Source organism: Streptomyces sp. NPDC025721 (genome assembly GCF_055558595.1).
The window spans coordinates 837,703-857,340 of sequence record NZ_JBVHMF010000001.1; the positions used below are offsets into that span (position 1 = coordinate 837,703).

At 72.5% G+C, this 19,638-nt stretch carries 14 protein-coding genes and 1 tRNA gene; 9 read left to right on the forward strand and 6 right to left on the reverse strand.

Annotation, left to right across the window (positions count from 1 at the left end; genetic code table 11):
- Positions 1–175 precede the first annotated feature (175 nt).
- The 4 genes from ACZ4EF_RS03655 to ACZ4EF_RS03670 all read left to right on the forward strand — a co-directional run bounded on the left by ACZ4EF_RS03655 (position 176) and on the right by ACZ4EF_RS03670 (position 6,691).
- Complete coding sequence (locus ACZ4EF_RS03655; RefSeq protein ID WP_355346926.1) at positions 176–2,917, forward strand: NACHT domain-containing protein; 2,742 nt, start codon at positions 176–178, stop codon at positions 2,915–2,917.
- Positions 2,918–3,250: 333 nt separating this feature from the next.
- Entirely contained in the window at positions 3,251–4,639 is a 1,389-nt protein-coding gene (locus ACZ4EF_RS03660) for an NAD(P)/FAD-dependent oxidoreductase (protein WP_355346929.1), read from the forward strand.
- Positions 4,640–4,950: 311 nt separating this feature from the next.
- Complete coding sequence (locus tag ACZ4EF_RS03665; RefSeq protein WP_467502557.1) at positions 4,951–6,270, forward strand: class I SAM-dependent methyltransferase; 1,320 nt, start codon at positions 4,951–4,953, stop codon at positions 6,268–6,270.
- Positions 6,271–6,605: 335 nt separating this feature from the next.
- Positions 6,606–6,691: transfer RNA gene (locus tag ACZ4EF_RS03670), tRNA-Leu, on the forward strand.
- Between the two features lie 409 nt (positions 6,692–7,100).
- On the opposite strand, the gene ACZ4EF_RS03675 is transcribed toward ACZ4EF_RS03670, so the two are convergent.
- The gene (locus ACZ4EF_RS03675; RefSeq protein ID WP_355346935.1) at positions 7,101–7,970 is read right to left on the reverse strand and encodes a bifunctional DNA primase/polymerase; all 870 of its coding nucleotides are present in this window, start codon (positions 7,968–7,970) and stop codon (positions 7,101–7,103) included.
- Positions 7,971–8,201: 231 nt separating this feature from the next.
- Here ACZ4EF_RS03675 and ACZ4EF_RS03680 point away from each other — a divergent pair, with 231 nt between their 5' ends.
- The gene (locus ACZ4EF_RS03680; RefSeq protein ID WP_467502559.1) at positions 8,202–10,181 is read left to right on the forward strand and encodes a tetratricopeptide repeat protein; all 1,980 of its coding nucleotides are present in this window, start codon (positions 8,202–8,204) and stop codon (positions 10,179–10,181) included.
- A gap of 106 nt (positions 10,182–10,287) precedes the next feature.
- Positions 10,288–11,190 carry a Bax inhibitor-1/YccA family protein gene (locus tag ACZ4EF_RS03685; RefSeq protein WP_467502561.1) on the forward strand — a complete coding sequence of 301 codons (903 nt, stop codon included), beginning with the start codon at positions 10,288–10,290 and terminating at the stop codon, positions 11,188–11,190.
- A 98-nt stretch (positions 11,191–11,288) separates the two neighbouring features.
- On the opposite strand, the gene ACZ4EF_RS03690 is transcribed toward ACZ4EF_RS03685, so the two are convergent.
- Positions 11,289–11,522 carry a DUF4287 domain-containing protein gene (locus ACZ4EF_RS03690; RefSeq protein ID WP_188285479.1) on the reverse strand — a complete coding sequence of 78 codons (234 nt, stop codon included), beginning with the start codon at positions 11,520–11,522 and terminating at the stop codon, positions 11,289–11,291.
- Positions 11,523–11,644: 122 nt separating this feature from the next.
- Here ACZ4EF_RS03690 and ACZ4EF_RS03695 point away from each other — a divergent pair, with 122 nt between their 5' ends.
- Entirely contained in the window at positions 11,645–11,968 is a 324-nt protein-coding gene (locus tag ACZ4EF_RS03695; protein ID WP_355346944.1) for a hypothetical protein, read from the forward strand.
- A gap of 64 nt (positions 11,969–12,032) precedes the next feature.
- On the opposite strand, the gene ACZ4EF_RS03700 is transcribed toward ACZ4EF_RS03695, so the two are convergent.
- From ACZ4EF_RS03700 to ACZ4EF_RS03710, 3 genes are all read right to left on the reverse strand, one after another.
- Positions 12,033–12,845 carry a hypothetical protein gene (locus ACZ4EF_RS03700; RefSeq protein ID WP_391051582.1) on the reverse strand — a complete coding sequence of 271 codons (813 nt, stop codon included), beginning with the start codon at positions 12,843–12,845 and terminating at the stop codon, positions 12,033–12,035.
- A gap of 304 nt (positions 12,846–13,149) precedes the next feature.
- Entirely contained in the window at positions 13,150–14,379 is a 1,230-nt protein-coding gene (locus tag ACZ4EF_RS03705) for an acetyl-CoA C-acetyltransferase (protein ID WP_355346947.1), read from the reverse strand.
- A 139-nt stretch (positions 14,380–14,518) separates the two neighbouring features.
- Positions 14,519–15,571 carry an SGNH/GDSL hydrolase family protein gene (locus ACZ4EF_RS03710; RefSeq protein WP_355346950.1) on the reverse strand — a complete coding sequence of 351 codons (1,053 nt, stop codon included), beginning with the start codon at positions 15,569–15,571 and terminating at the stop codon, positions 14,519–14,521.
- A 256-nt stretch (positions 15,572–15,827) separates the two neighbouring features.
- On the opposite strand from ACZ4EF_RS03710, the gene ACZ4EF_RS03715 reads away from it, so the two are divergent.
- On the forward strand, positions 15,828–17,216 hold the full coding sequence (locus tag ACZ4EF_RS03715) for a cystathionine beta-synthase (protein ID WP_355346953.1): 1,389 nt from the start codon (positions 15,828–15,830) through the stop codon (positions 17,214–17,216).
- A 398-nt stretch (positions 17,217–17,614) separates the two neighbouring features.
- On the opposite strand, the gene ACZ4EF_RS03720 is transcribed toward ACZ4EF_RS03715, so the two are convergent.
- Positions 17,615–18,040, reverse strand: coding sequence for a hypothetical protein (locus ACZ4EF_RS03720; RefSeq protein WP_355346956.1), 426 nt, complete (start codon positions 18,038–18,040; stop codon positions 17,615–17,617).
- Positions 18,041–18,130: 90 nt separating this feature from the next.
- Between ACZ4EF_RS03720 and ACZ4EF_RS03725 the strand changes: the two genes are divergently transcribed.
- The gene (locus ACZ4EF_RS03725; protein WP_467344706.1) at positions 18,131–19,483 is read left to right on the forward strand and encodes an AMP-binding protein; all 1,353 of its coding nucleotides are present in this window, start codon (positions 18,131–18,133) and stop codon (positions 19,481–19,483) included.
- Positions 19,484–19,638: the final 155 nt, after the last annotated feature.

Consider the following 19,638-nt stretch of genomic DNA (forward strand, 5'->3'; position numbering starts at 1 on the left):
CCGCCGTCTCGATGACCGTCACGATGTCCTTCCCCTTCTTCTCTGTGTACGTGACGAGTTGAGCCGGAGCGCGGACACCGCCTCCAGCACGCGGGAAGATGCTGGACAGTGTTGGACAGGGTTGGACGGGGTCGGGCAGGGCTGGACAGGGTTGGGCAGACCGGAACGGCGGGGCATGGATCAGTCGGAGGACCTGTCGGCGGCGGCCGACTTCGCGGTGTGGCTGGCACGATTACGGGCCCACGCGGGCGACCCGTCGCTGGCCGTCCTGGCCCGGCTGACCGGCGCCGTACCGCGCGGCCGCCCCGTACCGAAGTCCACGCTGGGCCGGGCGTTGCAGGGCGAGAGCCTGCCCTCGGTCGACGACGCCGTCTCGATCGCGGTGGCCTGCGTCCTCCACGAGGGCGGCGGCCGGGAGCGCGCGGAGGCCGTCCGGCGCGAGTGCCGCGAGCGGTGGGTGCGGGCCAAGTCGGCCGAGCGGGAAGCGACGTTGACGGCGAAGGCCGCGGCGGACGGGGAACCGGCGCCGTCGGCCGCGGCCGTACGCACCGCGGCCGAGCAGGCGTTCCTCGCCAAGTACCACCCGTGCGTGGAGACGTTGCTGGACACGATGGAGCTGTTCGGTGTGACACTGCGCCGTTCGGACTTCCGCTACCGGATGAGCACGTCGTACATCAGCCTCACCGTCCAGGGCGAGGGCAGCGCCCAGCGCGTGCAGGAGGCGATCCACGCCGCCAAGCGGGTGCTGATCAGGGGAGACGCCGGTTCCGGCAAGACCACGCTGCTCAAGTGGCTTGCCGTGGGAGCCATTCGGGGCGATCTGCCGGAGCCGATGGGCCGGTGGAACGGCGCGACGCCGTTCTTCCTCCCGCTGCGGCACTTCGCCGAACGGCCGCTGCCCGCCCCCGAGGACTTCCTGACCTACGCCGCCAGGACGCTCGCCGACGTCGCGCCGGACGGCTTCGTCCGGGACGCGCTGGACTCCGCGCACAGCCTGGTGCTGATCGACGGCGTGGACGAACTGCCCGCGAGCCGCCGCGACGAAGTCCGCGACTGGCTGCGCGAGTTGACCAGCGGATACCCGGACTGCCGGTATGTCGTCACCTCGCGGCAGGCGGCCGTGACCGAACGCTGGCTCGCCCCGATGGGCTTCGCCTCCTTCGAACTGGCCCCGATGAGTCCGTCGGACCAGAACCAGTTCATCGAGCACTGGCACACCACCATGCGGTCCACCGCCGAGGACGCGGAGGAACGGGCGCGCCTGACGACGTACGAGCACGCTCTCGTGCGCAGCCTGTCCGAGCGGCGCGAGTTGCGCAGACTCGGCGGGAACCCGCTGCTGTGCGCCCTGCTCTGCGCGCTGCACTGGGACCGGGACATGCAGCTTCCCGACGACCGGGTCAAGGTGTACGACGCGGCGCTGGAGATGCTGCTGGTCCGCCGCGACCAGCAGCGGAACATCGCGGTGGAGGGCCCGCGGCTGCGCAGCGGAGTCCAGGAGATGCTGCTGCGCAGGCTCGCGTACTGGATGATCCGCAACGACCTGACCGAGATCTCCTTCGCCCAGCTCACCGGGCGGGTGGCCGCGTACCTCGCGGACTCGGCGCAGTACCCCGAGGAATCCGCCGCCGTGGCCCGCCAACTGCTGGAGCGGTCGGGGCTGTTGCGCGCCCCGGCGCACGACTCGGTGGACTTCGTGCACCGCACCTTCCAGGAGTACCTGGCGGCGGACCAGTTGCTCAACGACGGCGATCTGGCCCTGCTGATCAAGCACGCGCACGAGGACCAGTGGCAGGACGTCGTGGTGATGGTGTCCGGGCGGGCGCGGGACTCCGAGCGCGATCACCTGATCAAGTCCCTGTTGAAACGGGCCCGTCGGGACAAGGCCCACCGGCTGCGGCTGACCGTTCTCGCCGTGGACTGCGTCGGCGACGGCACCGCGATCGACCCGCGCGTCGTCGACGAGGCGAGACGGCGGGCGGCGGAGCTGATCCCCCCGCAGAATCCGGCGCAGGCCGCGGCGCTGGCGAATCTCGGCGAGGTGGTGCTCGATCAGATGCCCGGCCCCCGGCCCGAGTTGGCGCCCGGGGTGGTGCGGGCGATCCTGGAGACCTGCCGCCTGGTCGGCGGGCCCTCCGCCATGCGGCTGCTGGCCCGTTTCGCCGCGGTCCCCGACCTGGAGACCGAGCGGCGGCTGGTCGGCATGTGGCCCGACTTCGACACGGCGGAGTTCGCCCATGTCGTGCTCTCCGAACTGTCCTGGCTCGGGCCCCTGACGGTGGGGCCGCACGAGTTGCCCCATCTCCACCGGCTGACCGGCGTCACGGACCTCACGGTCGACGGCGCCGCCGACAGCTACGCGGTCGTCCGGCGGCTGCGGAATCTGCGCTCACTGCGTCTGGTCGACCCCGAGCCGGGCCTGTCCGGCCTCGAGTTGCCGCCCGCCCTGCTGGTGCTGTCCCTCGACGGTTCCGTCCGGCACGACCGCTTCCCGGCGCCGACGGCGCCGGGCGTCCAGGAGCTGTGGTTCGACGACTGCGCCTGTCCCGACTGCGGCCTGAGCGCGTGGCGCATGGCGGGGCTGTGGCCCGCCGAAGCGCGGCGCGCGGTATGGCTGCTGTCGGTGCGGGCCGCCCCGGCCACGCTCGATCCGCGGCTGCTGGCGGAGCGCTTTCCGGGGCTGTCCGTCCTCGCGGTCAGGTCCGACATGGTGTTCGGCGTCGGCGAGGTCGCGGACTACCTCAAACGGCTCCGCGAGTGCTTCCCCGCGCTGACCGAATTCCGGCTCTACTCCCACGGCGACGACGGGCTCGACCAGCAGCTTCAGGAGGCCGGCTTCCTGCACTGGACCCATACGATGGAGGCCGCGCCGGGGACCCGGACGACCCACGTCTTCACCCGCACGGGGGCCGGATGACCCGGCCGGAGGACCCTCCTCCGGAAAAGCTTTGTGAAACTCTTCACATGAAGTTCCCGCCCCGCGGCCCAAATTTTCCAAGGTGACCGCGTGTCAAACCCCCTGAATCCTTGGCGGGAGAGTGTTTCGGCGGTGTGACGGGCGTCGGAACGACGGATGAGCGGTGATCGATCAGCGCTGCTCAGAGGCGGTGGCCGGAGCGGGCGGTGCGGAGGAGTCCGCGCAGGTCAGATAGGCCCTGGTCATGAAGCCGGGCAGGATAGCACAGGGTGTCCAGTACCTTGTGAAGGGGCTCACGAGCACCCCCCTGGGACGTGCTGAATACTTGTCGCCATGAGCACCACGGAGCGTCCACGGATCCTCGTAGTAGGCGGCGGTTACGTCGGCCTGTACGCGGCGCGTCGCATCATGAAGAAGATGCGGTACGGCGAGGCGACCGTCACAGTCGTCGACCCGCGCTCGTACATGACGTACCAGCCCTTCCTTCCTGAGACTGCCGCCGGCAGCATCTCCCCGCGGCATGTCGTCGTCCCGCTGCGACGCGTCCTGCCCGGGGCCGAGGTGCTCACCGGCCGGGTCGTCGACATCGACCAGGACCGCAAGGTCGCCTCGGTCGAGCCGCTCGTGGGCGAGTCCTACGAGCTGCCGTTCGACTACCTGATCATCGCGCTCGGCGCGGTCTCCCGTACCTTCCCGATTCCCGGCCTGGCCGAGAACGGTATCGGGATGAAGGGCGTGGAGGAGGCCATCGGCCTGCGCAACCACGTCCTGGAGCAGCTCGACAAGGCCGACTCCACGACCGACGAGGACATCCGCCGCAAGGCGCTGACCTTCGTGTTCGTCGGCGGCGGCTTCGCGGGTGCGGAGACCATCGGCGAGGTCGAGGACATGGCCCGCGACGCGGCCAAGTACTACCCGAACGTGAAGCGCGAGGACATGCGCTTCATCCTGGTGGACGCGGCGGACAAGATCCTCCCCGAGGTCGGCCCGCAGCTCGGCACGTGGGGCCTGGAGCACCTGCGCGAGCGCGGCATCGAGGTCTACCTCAGCACGTCGATGAAGTCCTGCGTCGACAAGCACGTGGTGCTCGCCAACGGCCTGGAGGTCGACGCCTCCACCATCGTGTGGACGGCCGGTGTGAAGCCCAACCCGGCGCTCGCCCGCTTCGGTCTGCCGCTGGGCCCGCGCGGTCACGTGGACACCGCCCCCACCCTCCAGGTGCAGGGCAGCGACTACATCTGGGCCGCGGGCGACAACGCCCAGATCCCCGACCTCGCCGCGGGCGAGGGCGCCTGGTGCCCGCCGAACGCCCAGCACGCGCTGCGCCAGGCGAAGGTGCTCGGCGACAACGTGGTCTCCGGGATGCGCGGCTTCCCGCAGCAGGAGTACAAGCACGCGAACAAGGGCGCCGTCGCCGGTCTCGGCCTGCACAAGGGCGTCGCGATGATCGTCTTCGGCAAGGCCAAGATCAAGGTCAAGGGCCGGCTGGCCTGGTACATGCACCGTGGCTACCACGGCATGGCCGTGCCGACCTGGAACCGCAAGATCCGGGTCTTCGCCGACTGGACGCTCGGCATGTTCCTCAAGCGCGAGGTCGTCTCGCTCGGCGCGATCGAGAACCCGCGCGAGGAGTTCTACGAGGCCGCCCGCCCCGCTCCGGTTCCGGCCGCGGCGGTGCCGGCTCCCGCCGAGAAGACGGCGGAACCCGCCAAGGCGTCCTGACGCGCCGCGGCGCGCGCGCCGCACCCGCTGCACCGTCCGAAGGGCGCCCGCCATCCGTGGTGCGGGCGCCCTTCGGCGTACCCGGCGCCGTTTCCGGGACCTGCCCGCGCGGTCTGCCCCCGAGCCGCCGGACGCCCCGCCGAGAGCCGGTCGGGCGGCGCCTCGCCGCCCGTCCCGCGCACCCGCGCGGCGTCCTCCGCTTCCGCCGCGCGGCGCCCGCGCCGCCCCCGGTGACCGCCCCGGAAAAAATGCATGTATCCGCAACGTAGATTCGTCAGCGGAGACTGTCTTTCAGTCGTACGCTCGGAAGCATGGCTGACGCGGCTCACAGAATCGTCGAACTCGCCGACCACGCCCTCTCGACTCCGTTCCCGTTGCGCGTGCGCGCCTGGGACGGCAGCGAGGCCGGGCCGCCCGGCGCCCCCGTCCTCGTCATCCGGCGCCGCCGCGCGCTGCGCCGACTGCTGTGGAAGCCCGGCGAGCTGGGCCTGGCCCGCGCCTATGTCTCCGGCGACCTCGATGTCGACGGCGACTTCTACGAGGCGCTCGGCCTGCTGTCCGGGCTGTTCTGGGAGCGCGAGGAAGGGCCCGCGCAGAGTACGGCCGCCGCCGTGCGCCGTACCGCGGGCGTCCTGCGCGACCCGGCGAACTACCGCGTCGCCCGCGCGGCCCTCGCGCTGGCCGGGCCCGGGCTGCCGCCCCCGCCGCCGCCCGAGGAGGTCCGCCGCCGTACCGGGATCGCCCACAGCAGGCCCCGCGACAAGGCGGCCATCGCCCACCACTACGACGTGGGCAACGACTTCTACTCGCTGGTCCTCGGCCCCTCGATGGTCTACTCCTGCGCGGTGTGGGAGGGCGAGAAGACCACGCTGGAGGAGGCGCAGTCCGCCAAACTCGACCTGGTCTGCCGCAAGCTGGGCCTCCGGCCGGGGATGCGGCTGCTGGACGTCGGCTGCGGCTGGGGGTCGATGGTGCTGCACGCCGTCGAGCACTACGGCGTCCACGCGACGGGCGTCACGCTCTCCACCGAGCAGGCCGCCTTCGCCCGCAAGCGGATCGCCGAGGCCGGGCTCACCGACCGTATCGACATCCGCGTCCAGGACTACCGGGACGTCAAGGACGGCCCCTACGACGCGATCTCGTCCATCGGCATGGCCGAGCACGTCGGCAGCGAGCGCTACCGCGAGTACGCGCAGGCGCTGTACGGACTGCTGCGGCCGGGCGGGCGGCTGCTCAACCACCAGATCGCGCGCCGCCCGCTGCGCGACGAGGAGTCGTACCGCATCGACGAGTTCATCGACCGGTACGTCTTCCCCGACGGGGAGCTGGCGCCGGTCGGGTCGACGGTGGCCCGGCTGGAGGAGGCCGGGTTCGAGGTGCGGGACGTCGAGGCGCTGCGCGAGCACTACGGGCGCACGCTGCGCGCCTGGGTGCGCAATCTGGAGGACGCCTGGGGCGCCGCCGCGCGGGCCACGTCGGCCGGGCGCGCCCGGGTCTGGCGGGTCTACATGGCGGCCTCCGCACTGGCCTTCGAGCGCAACCGGATCGGGGTCAACCAGGTCCTCGCGGTGCGCACCGCCCCCGACGGCGACCCCGGCATGCCCGCGACCCGCACGGCGTGGCTGAGTTGAGCCCGGTTGAGCTGAGCCCGGTTGCGTTGAGCCCGGTTGGGCCCGAGCCCGTTGCGCCGAGCCGGCTGGGTTTGGGCTGTGCTGGGTTTGGGCGGTGCTGAGGCGAGTTGAGCGGGGCCCGGCTGAGCGCGGAGGGCGAGATCCGGTCGCGGAGAGCGATTTCGCGTCACTTGTGCGTGGCGACTGATACTGCTGTGAACGGTGCCTGTTCAGCCCAAGAACCCTGGAACTCGTACTAACACCCCGTCAGTAACCCCTAAAATAAGACAACATGGCCGGTTGGGCGCCCTGTTCGGGATCTCCAACCCCGATACGCTTTTCACTGCGCCTCGCCGGCCCGGATGGTGGAACGCAGACACGGCGAGCTTAAACCTCGCTGCCCCTCGGGGGCGTGCCGGTTCAAGTCCGGCTCCGGGCACCACCGCCCTCACCGGCGGTGACCCCGCTCCACCCAGAGGACCGCCCGGTGGGCACCGTGCCAGCACGGTGCCCCCACGCCCCCCGGAGCCGACGGGCGGTGCCCCCTTCCGCGTGAGGCGGGCCTCAGCGGATGCGGCCGCGGCGGCCGGTGACGGCCAGGGCTATGGCGATGACTATGGCGGCGATGACCGCGGCGACGATCAGGATGTGCAGCATGCGGGCCCCCATGGTGTGAGCTGGTGTACACGTCATGCCCGGGAAGGCCGGTGCGTACCCCGGTCGCGGGCAGCCGGTCGGCAGCCGTACGACCCGACCGGTGCGAGGTCCGCACCCCGTGCCGGGGTGCCGGAGGGCACATGGAGCCGCCGGGGTGCCGGGGCGTCGGGGTGTCGGGGTGCCTCGTTCCGGGGTTACGGGTGCGGGGAGGTACGCGGGCGGGCCGCCGAGGCCACCGTTGCCGCCGCCTCGCGCTCGCTCAGCCCGGTGTGCACCGCCGCCGTCACCAGCGCCGGTGCCAGCGCTTCGCCGAGACCGGCGTCGTACGCCCGGCACGCGGCCCAGAACAACCGGCCGTTGCGCTCTCCTTCGTGTGAATCCAGGACGAAGCGGACGAGCGCGGCGGCACGTTTCTCCGCGGGGTGGCGCGGCGCGGAGGCATCGCGGGGCGGCGCGACCGGCGGTGGCGGCGCGGCGAGCAGCAGCAGCGCGGACGGCGCGGGCGCCAGCGGATGGCCCGCGGTGCCGGGCGCCAGCAGATAGCGGCCCGCGACCGTACGCGAGCCGGGGCCGACCACGTAACCGCCCTCGCCGCGCACGTCGATGCCCGGCGCCAGGCGGCCCGCCGAGTTGGGGACCTGCGTCGGCGCGGTCAGCCACAGGTGGCGTCCGCCGCTGGGGGTGAGCACCGTGACCGTGTCGGGCACGGCGAAGCCGTGGGCGGCGGCCAGGGCGGTGAGCGCCGCGACGCCGTCGGCGCCGTGCTTGACGTCCAGGTCGAGGCCGATCAGATGGTGCGGCGCCCGGCCGCAGGCGATCCCGTACCCCGTCGCCCAGGGCGCGGCGGCGAACAGGGAGCGAATCCGGGCCGGGTCGGTGCTCGCGTCGTACACACCGTGTCCCGGACGCCCGCACGCGCCCCGGCAGTCACTCGTACGGGGCTCGTCGCGGTGCGGTGAGCGGATGGCGGGCAGTTTGGTCCGGGACAGCGGGATCACCGGCAGGCCGCGCGCCGCGGTGAGCAGGGCGGCGTGCAGCGCGCGGGTGTGGTCGGGGCGTGGCATGGCCTGCTCCCTGACGTTCGAACGTGTGTTCGTCTGCACCCTCAAGTAATACCGCGCGCGGCGCCCACCGTCCACTGCGCGAGCCGGTGTGGCGGTGCGTTCCGCGTCACGCCCGTGACACCCCGGTGACCGTGTTCGACACGCGCGGGTACTACGGTCGGGCGCGGACAGGTCGTAGCTGTCCGAGTCCGGCCCCAGGCGGGCCGGCGCCGCGACGGAGGGGCGGGAGAGATGGACGAACTGCACGCGGGGGACGCCGAGTTGTGCGCGGGCGGCGGTGACGAACGGCTGGCGGCCGAGGGCGAGACGGCACTGGCCCGGCTGATCATGGACGGCGGCGACCTGCCGCACGCGGCGAGCCATCTGGGCAACGCCGTCGCCATCGACCCGCTGCTCCCCGAGACCCACGAGGCGCTCACCGAACTCGCCACCCGCGCGGGCGGCCCGCGCGCCGCGCTCGACCTCTTCCCGCTCGACCACCCCTACATCGGCGCCGTCGTCTGCCGGGCGCACCTCCAGGCCGCCTGCGGCGAGTGGGCCGAGGCGGTCGGCCTGATCGCCGCCGCCGTACGCGCCGAGTACGACCGGCCGTGGTCGCACGTCGCCTGGCTCACCCAGGACCGGCTGCCCGAACTGCTGCCGCCGCAGGTCATGACGCAGGCGCTGGCCCGCGCGGTCGGCGGCGCGCTGCCCGACCCCGTGCCCGAGCACGCCCGCGACGCGCTGCGGCCCTTCTACGACCTGACCCGCGCGGTGGTCGAACGCCACCCGGACGAGGCGCAGCTCGCCGCCATCGGCTCGGGACTCGCCCGCCGCTTCGAGGACCACGACCGCGCCATCGCCTGGGCCCGGCAGGCGGGCCGGGTCCAGCCGGGACACGTGCCCAGCGTCATGCTCGGCTACGCGCTGCGCGCCGCGGGCCGCCCCGACGAGGCGCTGCGGGTCTGGGAGGAGGAGATGGCCAGGGACGACTCCGACCTCTCCTTGATGGTCGACATCGCCGAGCTGTACGCGGTCACCGGCCGCGCCGAGCAGGGCCTGGCGTGGGCCGAGCGGGCCGTCACCGCGGACCCGCGGCACCCGCAGGCCGCCCCGGCCGTGCACGGCGTCCGCTACGCCGCCGACGGCGACCCGGCCCATCTCGTCGCGCTCACCGACCACCTGCGCGAGCACCCCGACCACCCCTACGCGGGCACCGTCCTGGCCCGGCACAGCGAGTGGCAGCCGTGGCTCGGCGTGGTCGACAGCGCCACCGAGGCGACCGTCAACGTCCTGCACCAGATCCTGGAGAGCCCCGACGCGCAGGCGATCCGGTCCGGCGGCGGCGCGAAGCTGTCCGCCTCCGCGGTCGAACCGCCGAGCGCCGCCCTCGCCTTCGCCCTCGCGCTGCCCGGCGGCACGCTCGTCAACGACGCGGCGGGCGACCCCGACCCCCGGCAGCCGACCGCCGAGGTCGCCGTCCGGATCTGGCGGTACGAGGGCCTGGCCGCGCTGCCCGCCGTCGCGCCGCCGTCGCCCGAGGCCGCGGGGCTGGTCCAGGACACCGCCTCGGTGAGCTGGCCGCACCTGCCCGCCGCGTACGACCACGCGGTGCGGCTGGCCGGGCTCGGCCTCGACGACCTGCTCGGCGTCCTCGCCCACCCGCCGCAGCCGCCGGACGACGACCAGGGCCGCTTCCTGCGCGACCACCGCCCCGAGCTGTGGATTCGCGCCGTGCAGACCTTCGCCTGCCTGGGCGTGGCCCACCACCGCGCCGACGAGCCATGGGAGGACTCCCGGCGCCGCGCGGTCCTGCTCGACCTGCTGCACGGCCCCGAGGACTGGGTCAACGAGACGGCGGCCTTCGCCATGGTGGCCACCGCCTGGGGCGACCCGGCCGTCCGCGCCGACGTCGGCCTGCGCCTGACCGAACGGATGCTGGACGCGGCGAAGGCGTACCAGACCCGCGAGGTGACCGTCCTCGGCTCGCTGTGCCGCCTGGTGCTGCTCTGCCCCTGGCTGGACGACACCTATACGAGCCTCGCCCGTGACCTGCTGGCCGCCGTCCGCCGCTCGGACGCACACGCCGAGCAAGGCGAACGAGCCGAACGAGCCGGACACAGTGAACAGGGCGAGCAAGGCGAACAAGCGGAAGCCGTGCGGGAAACGGCCGCGGAAACCGCCGCCGCGGGTCCGCCCCGCCGCGGACTCTTCCGGCGCCGACGTGACTGAGGGTCCGTCCTGGGGGAAGATCCTCCTCCAGGCGTAGCTCGGCTTTTTGCCAAGCCATTACTCTTGACGCAAGCGGAGCCGCAGCACGCGGTCTTGGAGGAGTGAAATGAGGAGCAGCAACCCGGTCTTCTCCCGGCGGGGATTCACCCGTGGGGACTCGTACGCCGGATTCGGTGCGCAGGGCGCCCAGGGTGCCCGGCAGCAGGGCGGAAACCCTTACGGGCAGCCAGCGGGGAACCCGTATGCCGCCCAGCCCCAACAGGGCGGGAACCCGTACGCGGCCGACGGGCAGCCCCTCACCCCCGAGCAGATGGAGGAGATGTACGCCGGTCCCGCCGCGGGTCCGGCGCAGACCGGCCGGATGACGATCGACGACGTCGTCATGCGGACCGCGATGACGCTCGGCGTGGTCGTGCTCGGCGCGATCCTCGGCTGGTTCGCGCTGCCCGACAGCTACGGCCTGGCCATCGGCGCGGCGCTGATCGCGTTCGTGCTGGCGATGGTCCAGTCGTTCAAGCGCACCCCGATGCCGGCCCTGATCCTGGGGTACGCGATCTTCGAGGGCGTCTTCCTCGGCGTGATCAGCAACATGTACAACGAGCGGTGGCAGGGCGCGCCCGTCCAGGCCGTGCTCGGCACCATGGCGGTCTTCGCGGGCATGCTGTTCGCGTACAAGACCCGGCTGATCCGGGTCACCGCCCGCTACGCGCGGATCGGCATGGCCATCGCGGTCGGCTTCCTGCTGGCGATGGTGGTCAACCTGCTGTTCTACGCCTTCGGCAGCGGCAACGGCCTGGGCCTGACCACCGGCCCGCTGGGCATCGTCTTCTGCCTGCTGGGCATCGGCCTCGGCGCCTTCTTCCTCTCCCTGGACTTCAAGCAGGTCGAGGACGGCATCCGCTTCGGCGCCCCGCAGAACGAGTCGTGGTTCGCGGCCTTCGGCCTGACCATCTCGCTGGTCTGGATCTACCTGGAGATCCTGCGGCTGCTCTCGATCCTGCGCGACTAGCGCACACGGTCCGCGTCCTCGCGACGGGCCGCCCGGAAGCGCCGCTTCCCGGCGGCCCGTCGGCGTCTGTGGAGGGAGGGGGCGGGGCCTGGCGGGCGCTACATCAGATTGCGTGCGGCCCGCCGCAGGTCGTACTCGTGGACGAGGGCCTTCGCGTGGCCGTAGGAGAGGGCGTGCTCGCTGCGCAGCCAGCTCACCTTGTCGTCGAAGCGGAAGAACGAAGGGCCGTCGGCGAGGTCTCTCAGCCAGTCGCTGACCTCGCGGCCTGTGCAGTGCGGGATGCGGTCCAGCAGATTGCGGTGGGTCTCGGCGGAGAAGTGCGTTTGGGACATCGGCGCCTCCGGTAGGTGGTCCGGTTACCCCACCGTGCCCGAGCCTTCCCCCGTTGGCAACCACCCCGGACGTGCGGATATGGGTGCGATGCCGGTCCGCGCGCGCCGGTAGGGTCACGACCATGGCCGATCGCACTCCTCTGCGCCCCTCCGTCGAACGCCTCGCGGGACGGCTGCGGGCGCTTCCGCAGCGCCGCCTCCAGGCGGGCGCGGCGGCCGAAGGGCTCGCGCTGGCACGGTGGTTGGCGCGGCAGGCGCAGGCGCTGGAGTTCCCCGGCCGGGAGCCGTACGAGCTGCCCGACGACGGCGTCTTCACCGTCGGTGATCAACTGGCCGTCGCGGGCAATGACTTGGCGGCGGCCCTGGAAGCCGACCCGGCGGGTACGGCGGAGGTGTGCGCCGCGGCCCTCCAGCGGGTGTCGGCGGCGGCGAAGGCGATCGGCTGAGCCGGTCAGGGCCGGAAACCGGCGTCCCGCTGTGGAGCGGGTCCGGCCCTGGAGCGAGTCCGCCTCAGAGCGAGGCCACGACCCGGTCGGCCAGTACGTACACGCTCTCGTCGCCGTACGCGAAGGTGAGCGCGTACGCGCCCGCTATCGCGGAGCCGCCGCGCAGCACGGGCACCTCGCCGCGGTCGAGGGCGTCGGAGAGCTGTACCGCGGTCTCGCGGTGGCCGGGGGTCATGCACAAGGTGGTGCCGTCGGCGAAGACGTACACGTCGAGGGTGCCGAGCGGTCCGGGGCGCACGTCGGTCAGCGGGACGCGGCCGTCGGCGAGGTCGGCGAGGCGCTCGGCGGTCTGGTCCTGGGACGCGACGACCGGGGACGGCGCGTAGTCGGGACCCGAGGGGTGCGGGAAGGTGCCGGGCAGCGGGAGGGTCGCCTCCGACGCCTCGGGCTCGTGGGCCGCTTCGAGGCCGCCCGTCTCGATTCCGGCCGCCTCGAGGCCCGCGAGGTCGGCCTGCCGGGGCAGGTAGGGAAGCACCGGCGGGACCTCGTAGTCACCGGCCGCGGGACCCTCGGCGCCGGCGCCGTAGACGCCGCCGCGGAAGAAGGTGCCGTCGGTGGCGGTCTCGCGGGCCTCCTGCTCGGCCCAGAAGGCACGGGCCTCGGCCAGCTCCCGCTCCCGCTCGTCGGCGAGCGCGTCGGCGACGGCGGACCTGATGTCCCCGGCGGAGGCGCGCGGTCCGGGCACACTCAGACCGGCGAGGTCCTGACGCAGGGCGGACAGCTCGCGGCGCATGCCACGAGCGGAGAGCAGGGCGGCGGAACCCGCGGCCACGGCGATACCCGCGGCGACCAGCAGGACGGTGAAGTTGGCGCTCACTGACGTTCTCCCGACTGACGCGCGACCCGAGCAATGCCCACCGAAGCGGTGGGTGAAACTTTCCCCTCCCAACACTCTGCCGGTAAACCCCTGGCCTTTGCAGTGCGGAAAGTCACGAATTGGCCGGGTCTGTCGTCCTAGGCCATCCGGGTATGACCGTTCTGACCTGCGAAAACGCATCGCCCCCAGGAAAAATCACATCCTGGGGGCGATTTGATTGCGACTTACGTCACAACTGTGCGTTACGAAGCCGAGTGATCACGGAAGGTCACAAAATGGCCGGATGACGGGCTTCGACGGCGCGTTACGACAGCCTCTCGATGACCATCGCCATGCCCTGGCCGCCGCCGACGCACATCGTCTCCAGGCCGAACTGCTTGTCGTGGAACTGGAGGCTGTTGATGAGGGTGCCGGTGATGCGGGCGCCGGTCATGCCGAAGGGGTGGCCGACGGCGATGGCGCCGCCGTTGACGTTCAGCCGGTCCAGGTCGATGCCCAGGTCGCGGTAGGACGGGATGACCTGCGCCGCGAACGCCTCGTTGATCTCGACCAGGTCGATGTCGCCGACCGACAGGCCCGCGCGCGACAGCGCCTGCCGGGACGCCTCGACCGGGCCGTAGCCCATGATCTCGGGGGAGAGCCCGGACACGCCGGTGGAGACCACGCGCGCCAGCGGCGTGATGCCCAGCTCGCGCGCCTTGGTGTCGGACATCACGACCAGCGCGGCGGCGCCGTCGTTGAGCGGGCAGCAGTTGCCCGCGGTGACCGTGCCGTCGGGGCGGAAGACCGGCTTGAGGCCCCGTACGCCCTCCAGCGTCACCCCGGCCCGCGGACCGTCGTCCTTGGACACCACGGTGCCGTCGGGCAGCGTGACGGGCGTGATCTCGCGCTCCCAGAAGCCGTTCTTCAGCGCTTCCTCGGCCAGATTCTGCGACCGCACGCCGAACTCGTCCTGGTCCTCCCGGGTGATCCCCTTGAGCTGGGCCAGATTCTCGGCCGTCTGCCCCATCGCGATGTACGCGTCCGGCACCGCGCCGTCCTCGCGCGGGTCGTGCCAGTCGCCCAGCTCGGCGCTGCCCTGCTCGGCGCGCTGCTGGGTACGGGCCCTGGCCTCGTCGAAGACCGGGTTCATCGTGTCGGGCAGGCTGTCGGAGTTGCCCTTCGCGAAGCGCGAGACCATCTCGACGCCCGCCGAGACGAAGACGTCGCCCTCGCCGGCCTTGATGGCGTGCAGCGCCATCCGCGTGGTCTGGAGCGACGAGGAGCAGTAGCGGGTGACCGTACAGCCCGGCAGGTGGTCCATGCCCATCCGCACGGCCACGATCCGGCCCATGTTGAAGCCCTGCTCGCCGCCGGGCAGACCGCAGCCCAGCATCAGGTCGTCGATCTGGCGCGGGTCGAGCTGCGGGACCTTGTCCAGCGCGGTCCTGATGATCGTGGCGGCCAGGTCGTCGGGCCGCAGCTCCTTCAGCGACCCCTTGAAGGCGCGCCCGATGGGCGAACGGGCGGCAGAGACGATGACGGCTTCTGGCATCGCGACACTCCTCGTCGAGGCTGCGGGATTCTCGGGACTCCTGGGGAAGCTACCGCCACGTAGCGCAGCGAGTCATCAGAGACCGCCTGTGATGCGGGCCTCTTTCTGAGCGCTTGCTTACCCCGCTCCGTGGCTGGTCCTACCCGGCTCCGCCCGTTCCCACCCCTTCGGCCGCCGCCTCCGGGTGCCGCTCGTCCTCCGCCGGCAGTCCGCGCCGCCTGCGCCGCTTGATCAGCGCCCAGCGCCCGCGGGGACCGGACACCGCGCCCCGTGCCGCCGTGACCTCCGTACCGCCCTCGGAGGCCGCCTCGGCCGCCGCCTGGGCCACCGGCAGGAAGCCCTCGCCGCGGCGCGCGTCCGGCCGCTCGTCGTCGGTGTCCGGCCACAGCCCCAGCGCCGCGCACAACGTCGGCAGTACGGCCATGGCGGCCGTCGCGTAGCCCTCCGCCGACGGGTGGAAGTTGTCGGGGCCGAACAGCTCGCGCGGCCTGGCCTCGAACTCCGGGCCGAGCAGCGCGCCCAGCGACACCGTACGGCCGCCCAGGCCCACCACCGCGATGGTCTGCGCGGCGGCGAGCTGGCGGCTCATCCGGCGGGCCAGATAGCGCAGCGGCTGGTAGACCGGCTCGACCGAGCCCAGGTCGGGACAGGTGCCCACGACCACCTCGCACTCCGCCTCGCGCAGCCGCCGTACCGCGTCCGACAGCAGCCGGACCGAGGTGGCCAACGGCATCCGGTGCGTCACGTCGTTGGCGCCGATCATGATCACCACGACCTCGGGCACCGGAGCGCCCGACTCCAGCAGCAGCGTCACCTGACGGGCCAGGTCGTCCGACTGCGCGCCGGGCAGCGCCACGTTCACCAACTGCACCGGCCGCTCGGCGACCGCGGCGAGCCCGGAGGCCAGCAGCGCGCCCGGCGTCTCCCTGGCCCGGCGCACGCCCTGACCCGCCGCCGTGGAATCACCCAGGAAGCCCAATCGCAGCGGCGTCTCGCCGGTCCGGTGCGCGAACGCGGAGCCGTACCTCCCGTCCGCCCGCGGCGCGACCGCGCCGGATCCGCCGACCATCCGCTTGGCCAGCCGCGCCTCGGTCAGCAGCACCCCGATCGCGGCCCCGCCCAGCAGGCTGATGCCGCCGCCTCCGAACGCCGCCGCCGTCGCGATCCGCCGTGCCACCCTCGCCCTCGACATCGAGCCGGTCACCTCCCACTGACTCCACCGGCCTACTGCGTGTACGCACGCGTATCGGTCCTGGTTACTTGGTACATGAACCTGGTGCCCCGTCAGGGACCATCAGCAACGTCAACGCTGTCCGCGTCGTCCACGTTTCGCCCGCGGTTCGCTTCCCCCGTCCTGGACCTGCCCGCCAGGTACCGCCAGCCAGACGAGACCTTGCGGACACGCCCTAGGCTTGGCCCCACCATCACGGAGAACCCGGAGACATACGGTGCAGTTTCACGACTCGATGATCAGCCTCGTGGGCAATACCCCGCTGGTGAGGCTCAACAGCGTGACCGAGGGGATCCAGGCGACAGTCCTGGCCAAGGTCGAATACTTCAACCCCGGCGGTTCGGTGAAGGACCGCATCGCGCTGCGCATGATCGAGGCCGCGGAACGCAGCGGCGATCTCAAGCCCGGCGGCACCATCGTGGAGCCCACCTCGGGCAACACCGGCGTGGGTCTGGCCATCGTCGCGCAGCAGAAGGGCTACCACTGCGTCTTCGTCTGCCCCGACAAGGTCTCCACCGACAAGATCAACGTCATGCGGGCGTACGGCGCCGAGGTCGTCGTCTGCCCGACGGCCGTCGACCCCAGCCACCCGGACTCGTACTACAACGTGTCCGACCGGCTGGTCCGCGAGACGCCCAACGCGTGGAAGCCGGACCAGTACAGCAACCCGAACAACCCGCTGTCGCACTACCACTCCACCGGCCCCGAGCTGTGGGAGCAGACCGAGGGGCGGATCACCCACTTCGTCGCGGGCGTCGGCACCGGCGGCACCATCTCCGGCACCGGGCGCTATCTGAAGGACGCCAGCGAAGGCCGCGTCCAGGTGGTCGGCGCCGACCCCGAGGGTTCGGTCTACAGCGGCGGCTCCGGGCGGCCCTACCTGGTCGAGGGCGTCGGCGAGGACTTCTGGCCGACCGCGTACGACCGTGAGGTGGCCGACGAGATCGTCGCCGTCTCCGACAAGGACTCCTTCCAGATGACGCGCCGCCTGGCCAAGGAGGAGGGCCTGCTGGTCGGCGGCTCCTGCGGGATGGCGGTCGTCGCCGCGCTGGAGGTCGCCAAGCGGCTCGGCCCCGACGACGTGGTCGTCGTCCTGCTGCCGGACAGCGGGCGCGGCTACCTCTCCAAGATCTTCAGCGACGAGTGGATGAGCTCGCACGGCTTCCTCGACGAGAGCGGCGGCAACCAGCGGATCGCCGACGTCCTCGCCCACAAGGACGGCGGGCTGCCGCAGCTCGTCCACATGCACCCGGACGAGACGGTCGGCCAGGCCATCGAGGTGCTGCGCGAGTACGGCGTCTCGCAGATGCCCGTCGTCAAGCCCGGCGCCGGGCACCCGGACGTGATGGCCGCCGAGGTGATCGGCTCCGTCGTGGAACGCGACCTGCTGCACGCGCTGTTCACCAAGCGCGCCACGCTGGAGGACCCGCTGGACAAGCACCTGTCCGCGCCGCTGCCGCAGGTCGGCTCGGGCGAGCCGGTCGCCGATCTGATGACGGTGCTGGAGAGCGCCGACGCCGCGATCGTGCTGGTGGAGGGCAAGCCGACCGGCGTCGTGAGCAGGCAGGACCTGCTGACCTTCCTGGCCGGGCACAGCGGCGTCTGAGCCGCCGGGGGGCCGTGTGCGGCGGGTGTCCGCGGCGCGGGCGGGGATTCGCGGAAACTGGTACACCCGCGACACGTCCGCGCAGCACGGGCTTAACAAGCGTCCGGCACATTAGGGGATGTCGAAAGGCACGGGACACCGGCCGGTCGGCACAACTGAATGTGGCGCCAAGGACTTCCGGAGCGGCTCCCGGACTCCATGGTGACCCTTGGACGCGAGTGCTCGGCCCTGACCCAGCCCGCGTCCACCGCGGGAACCGCCGTCGTCCCGCCCTCCGGCCTTGTTCCGGGGGTGCGGCGGTTCCCGCGCTAACTCTTTCGCCGGCCCGATCGCTAGGGCGCACCGTACGGGTGCGGGTTCTTCGGCGCGGGGCCCGGCCGGCCAGGGCCTGTCCGGCCCTAGGCCCAATCGTCCTTGTCGTCGTCGCGCTTCGAGCGCGGGACCAGGAAGCTGCTCAGGCCCTGGGCGACGTTCACGCCCACGATGCCCGCCCAGGTGATGAACAGGCCCGCCGTACCGGCGTTGACCGCGCCGATCGCGGACAGCGGGATGGCGGCGATCATCGTGAACCCGGCGAAGCCGTAGCGGGCGAAGCGCGCGCTGGGCTGCGGGGGCCCGATCGGGCGGCGGTCGGCGCGGGCGTACGACGTCTGCTGCTGCGCCAGCTCACGCCGTACGCGCTGCTCCACGCGGCTGTCGACGCGCTCTGTCACCTTCTCCATGAACGAGTCGACCAGCTCCGACTCGTACTCCGCTCCGAGGTCCTTGCGTGCCTGCAAGGTGGCGGAGAGTTCCTTGTTGAGTTCCGGGTCGCGGGCGTCCATGCGGACACCGTACGGACAGCGGGGGGTGGGCGACACTGGGGTTAGCCCCCGAATGCGCCGGGGGCCAGCCGTCCGCGAGGAGATTCCCGTATGCCTTCCCCCGTGCCGCAGCCGCCCGCCGTCCCCCTGCTCACGGCGCTGTACGAGGGCCGGGACCGGGCGGACGCGCTGACCGTGGACGGCCGGTCCTGCTCGTACGAGGAACTGCTGGGCGCCGCGGGCGCGGTCGCGCGGCGGGCGGGCGGGACCGGGGCCTTCGTCGTGGAGGCGACGGCGTCGCTGGAGACGGTGGCGGCCGTGGTCGGCGGGCTGCTCGCCGGGGTGCCGGTGGTGCCGCTCGCGCCGGACGCGGGCCCGGCCGAGCGCGAGCACGTCCTGCGCGACTCCGGCGCCCGGACGCTGCCGGTGGACTTCGCCGAGCGCGCCGACTTCACCGGGACGCCCGCGCCGGGCCCGGCCCTGATCCTCTACACCTCCGGCACCACGGGCCCGCCCAAGGGCGTACTGATCTCACGGGCCGCCGTCGCCGCCGACCTGGACGCGCTGGCCGCCGCCTGGCAGTGGACCGCCGACGACACCCTGGTGCACGGCCTGCCGCTCTTCCATGTGCACGGCCTGGTCCTCGGTGTGCTCGGCGCGCTGCGCACCGGCAGCCGCCTGGTGCACACCGGACGGCCGACCCCGCAGGCGTACGCGGCGGCGGGCGGCAGCCTCTACTTCGGCGTGCCGACCGTCTGGCACCGGGTGGTGCGGGACGAGGCCGCCGCCCGCGCGCTGTCCGGGGCGCGGCTGCTGGTCTCCGGCAGCGCGCCGCTGCCCGCGCCCGTCTTCCGGGACCTGCTGGCGCTCACCGGCCAGGCCCCGGTGGAGCGGTACGGCATGACCGAGACGCTGATCACCCTGAGCGCGCGGGCCGCGGGGGAGCGGCGCCCCGGCGCGGTCGGCACCCCGCTGCCCGGCATCCGTACCCGGATCGCCGAATCCGCCGACGGCGTCGGCGAGTTGCAGCTCACCGGGCCCACCCTCTTCGACGGCTACCTCGGGCGGCCCGAGGCGACGGCGGCCTCGTACACCGCCGACGGCTGGTTCCGTACGGGCGACATCGCGAGCGTGGACGAGGACGGCACGCACCGGATCGTCGGCCGGGCCTCCACCGACCTCATCAAGTCCGGCGGTTACCGGATCGGCGCGGGCGAGGTGGAGAACGCGCTGCTCGACCACCCGGCGGTACGGGAGGCCGCCGTCGTCGGCGCGCCGCACGCGGACCTCGGCCAGCAGATCGTCGCGTACGTCGTCGCGGACGGGGTGACGGCGGCCGAACTGACGGACTACGTGGCCACCCGGCTGTCGGTCCACAAGCGGCCCAGAATGGTCCGGTTCCTGCCTGAACTGCCGCGCAACGCGATGGGGAAGCCGCAAAAGAAGTTGCTGCCGCCCGTATGAAAAAGGTAGGGATACGGGGGTCGGAGTTGCCGCTTGCCGGGCGGCAAGTAGGCTCCTGGCCTATAAGTCCACCCCCTTGCACACCACCGGGCGGCCGGTACACGCCGCCCGGGTCGCCGATACCCGGGCCCCGCTCCAAAGGGTGGCGGTGATAC

What these genes read in the sequence shown, in the direction of transcription:
- ACZ4EF_RS03680 (WP_467502559.1), top strand. Translation starts at nt 8,202, where the DNA reads ATGGACGAACTGCACGCGGGGGACGCCGAGTTGTGCGCGGGCGGCGGT.
- ACZ4EF_RS03695 (WP_355346944.1), top strand. Translation starts at nt 11,645, where the DNA reads ATGGCCGATCGCACTCCTCTGCGCCCCTCCGTCGAACGCCTCGCGGGA.
- ACZ4EF_RS03725 (WP_467344706.1), top strand. Translation starts at nt 18,131, where the DNA reads ATGCCTTCCCCCGTGCCGCAGCCGCCCGCCGTCCCCCTGCTCACGGCG.
- ACZ4EF_RS03685 (WP_467502561.1), top strand. Translation starts at nt 10,288, where the DNA reads ATGAGGAGCAGCAACCCGGTCTTCTCCCGGCGGGGATTCACCCGTGGG.
- ACZ4EF_RS03675 (WP_355346935.1), bottom strand. Translation starts at nt 7,970, where the DNA reads ATGCCACGCCCCGACCACACCCGCGCGCTGCACGCCGCCCTGCTCACC.
- ACZ4EF_RS03690 (WP_188285479.1), bottom strand. Translation starts at nt 11,522, where the DNA reads ATGTCCCAAACGCACTTCTCCGCCGAGACCCACCGCAATCTGCTGGAC.
- ACZ4EF_RS03665 (WP_467502557.1), top strand. Translation starts at nt 4,951, where the DNA reads ATGGCTGACGCGGCTCACAGAATCGTCGAACTCGCCGACCACGCCCTC.
- ACZ4EF_RS03705 (WP_355346947.1), bottom strand. Translation starts at nt 14,379, where the DNA reads ATGCCAGAAGCCGTCATCGTCTCTGCCGCCCGTTCGCCCATCGGGCGC.
- ACZ4EF_RS03655 (WP_355346926.1), top strand. Translation starts at nt 176, where the DNA reads ATGGATCAGTCGGAGGACCTGTCGGCGGCGGCCGACTTCGCGGTGTGG.
- ACZ4EF_RS03720 (WP_355346956.1), bottom strand. Translation starts at nt 18,040, where the DNA reads ATGGACGCCCGCGACCCGGAACTCAACAAGGAACTCTCCGCCACCTTG.
- ACZ4EF_RS03660 (WP_355346929.1), top strand. Translation starts at nt 3,251, where the DNA reads ATGAGCACCACGGAGCGTCCACGGATCCTCGTAGTAGGCGGCGGTTAC.
- ACZ4EF_RS03710 (WP_355346950.1), bottom strand. Translation starts at nt 15,571, where the DNA reads ATGTCGAGGGCGAGGGTGGCACGGCGGATCGCGACGGCGGCGGCGTTC.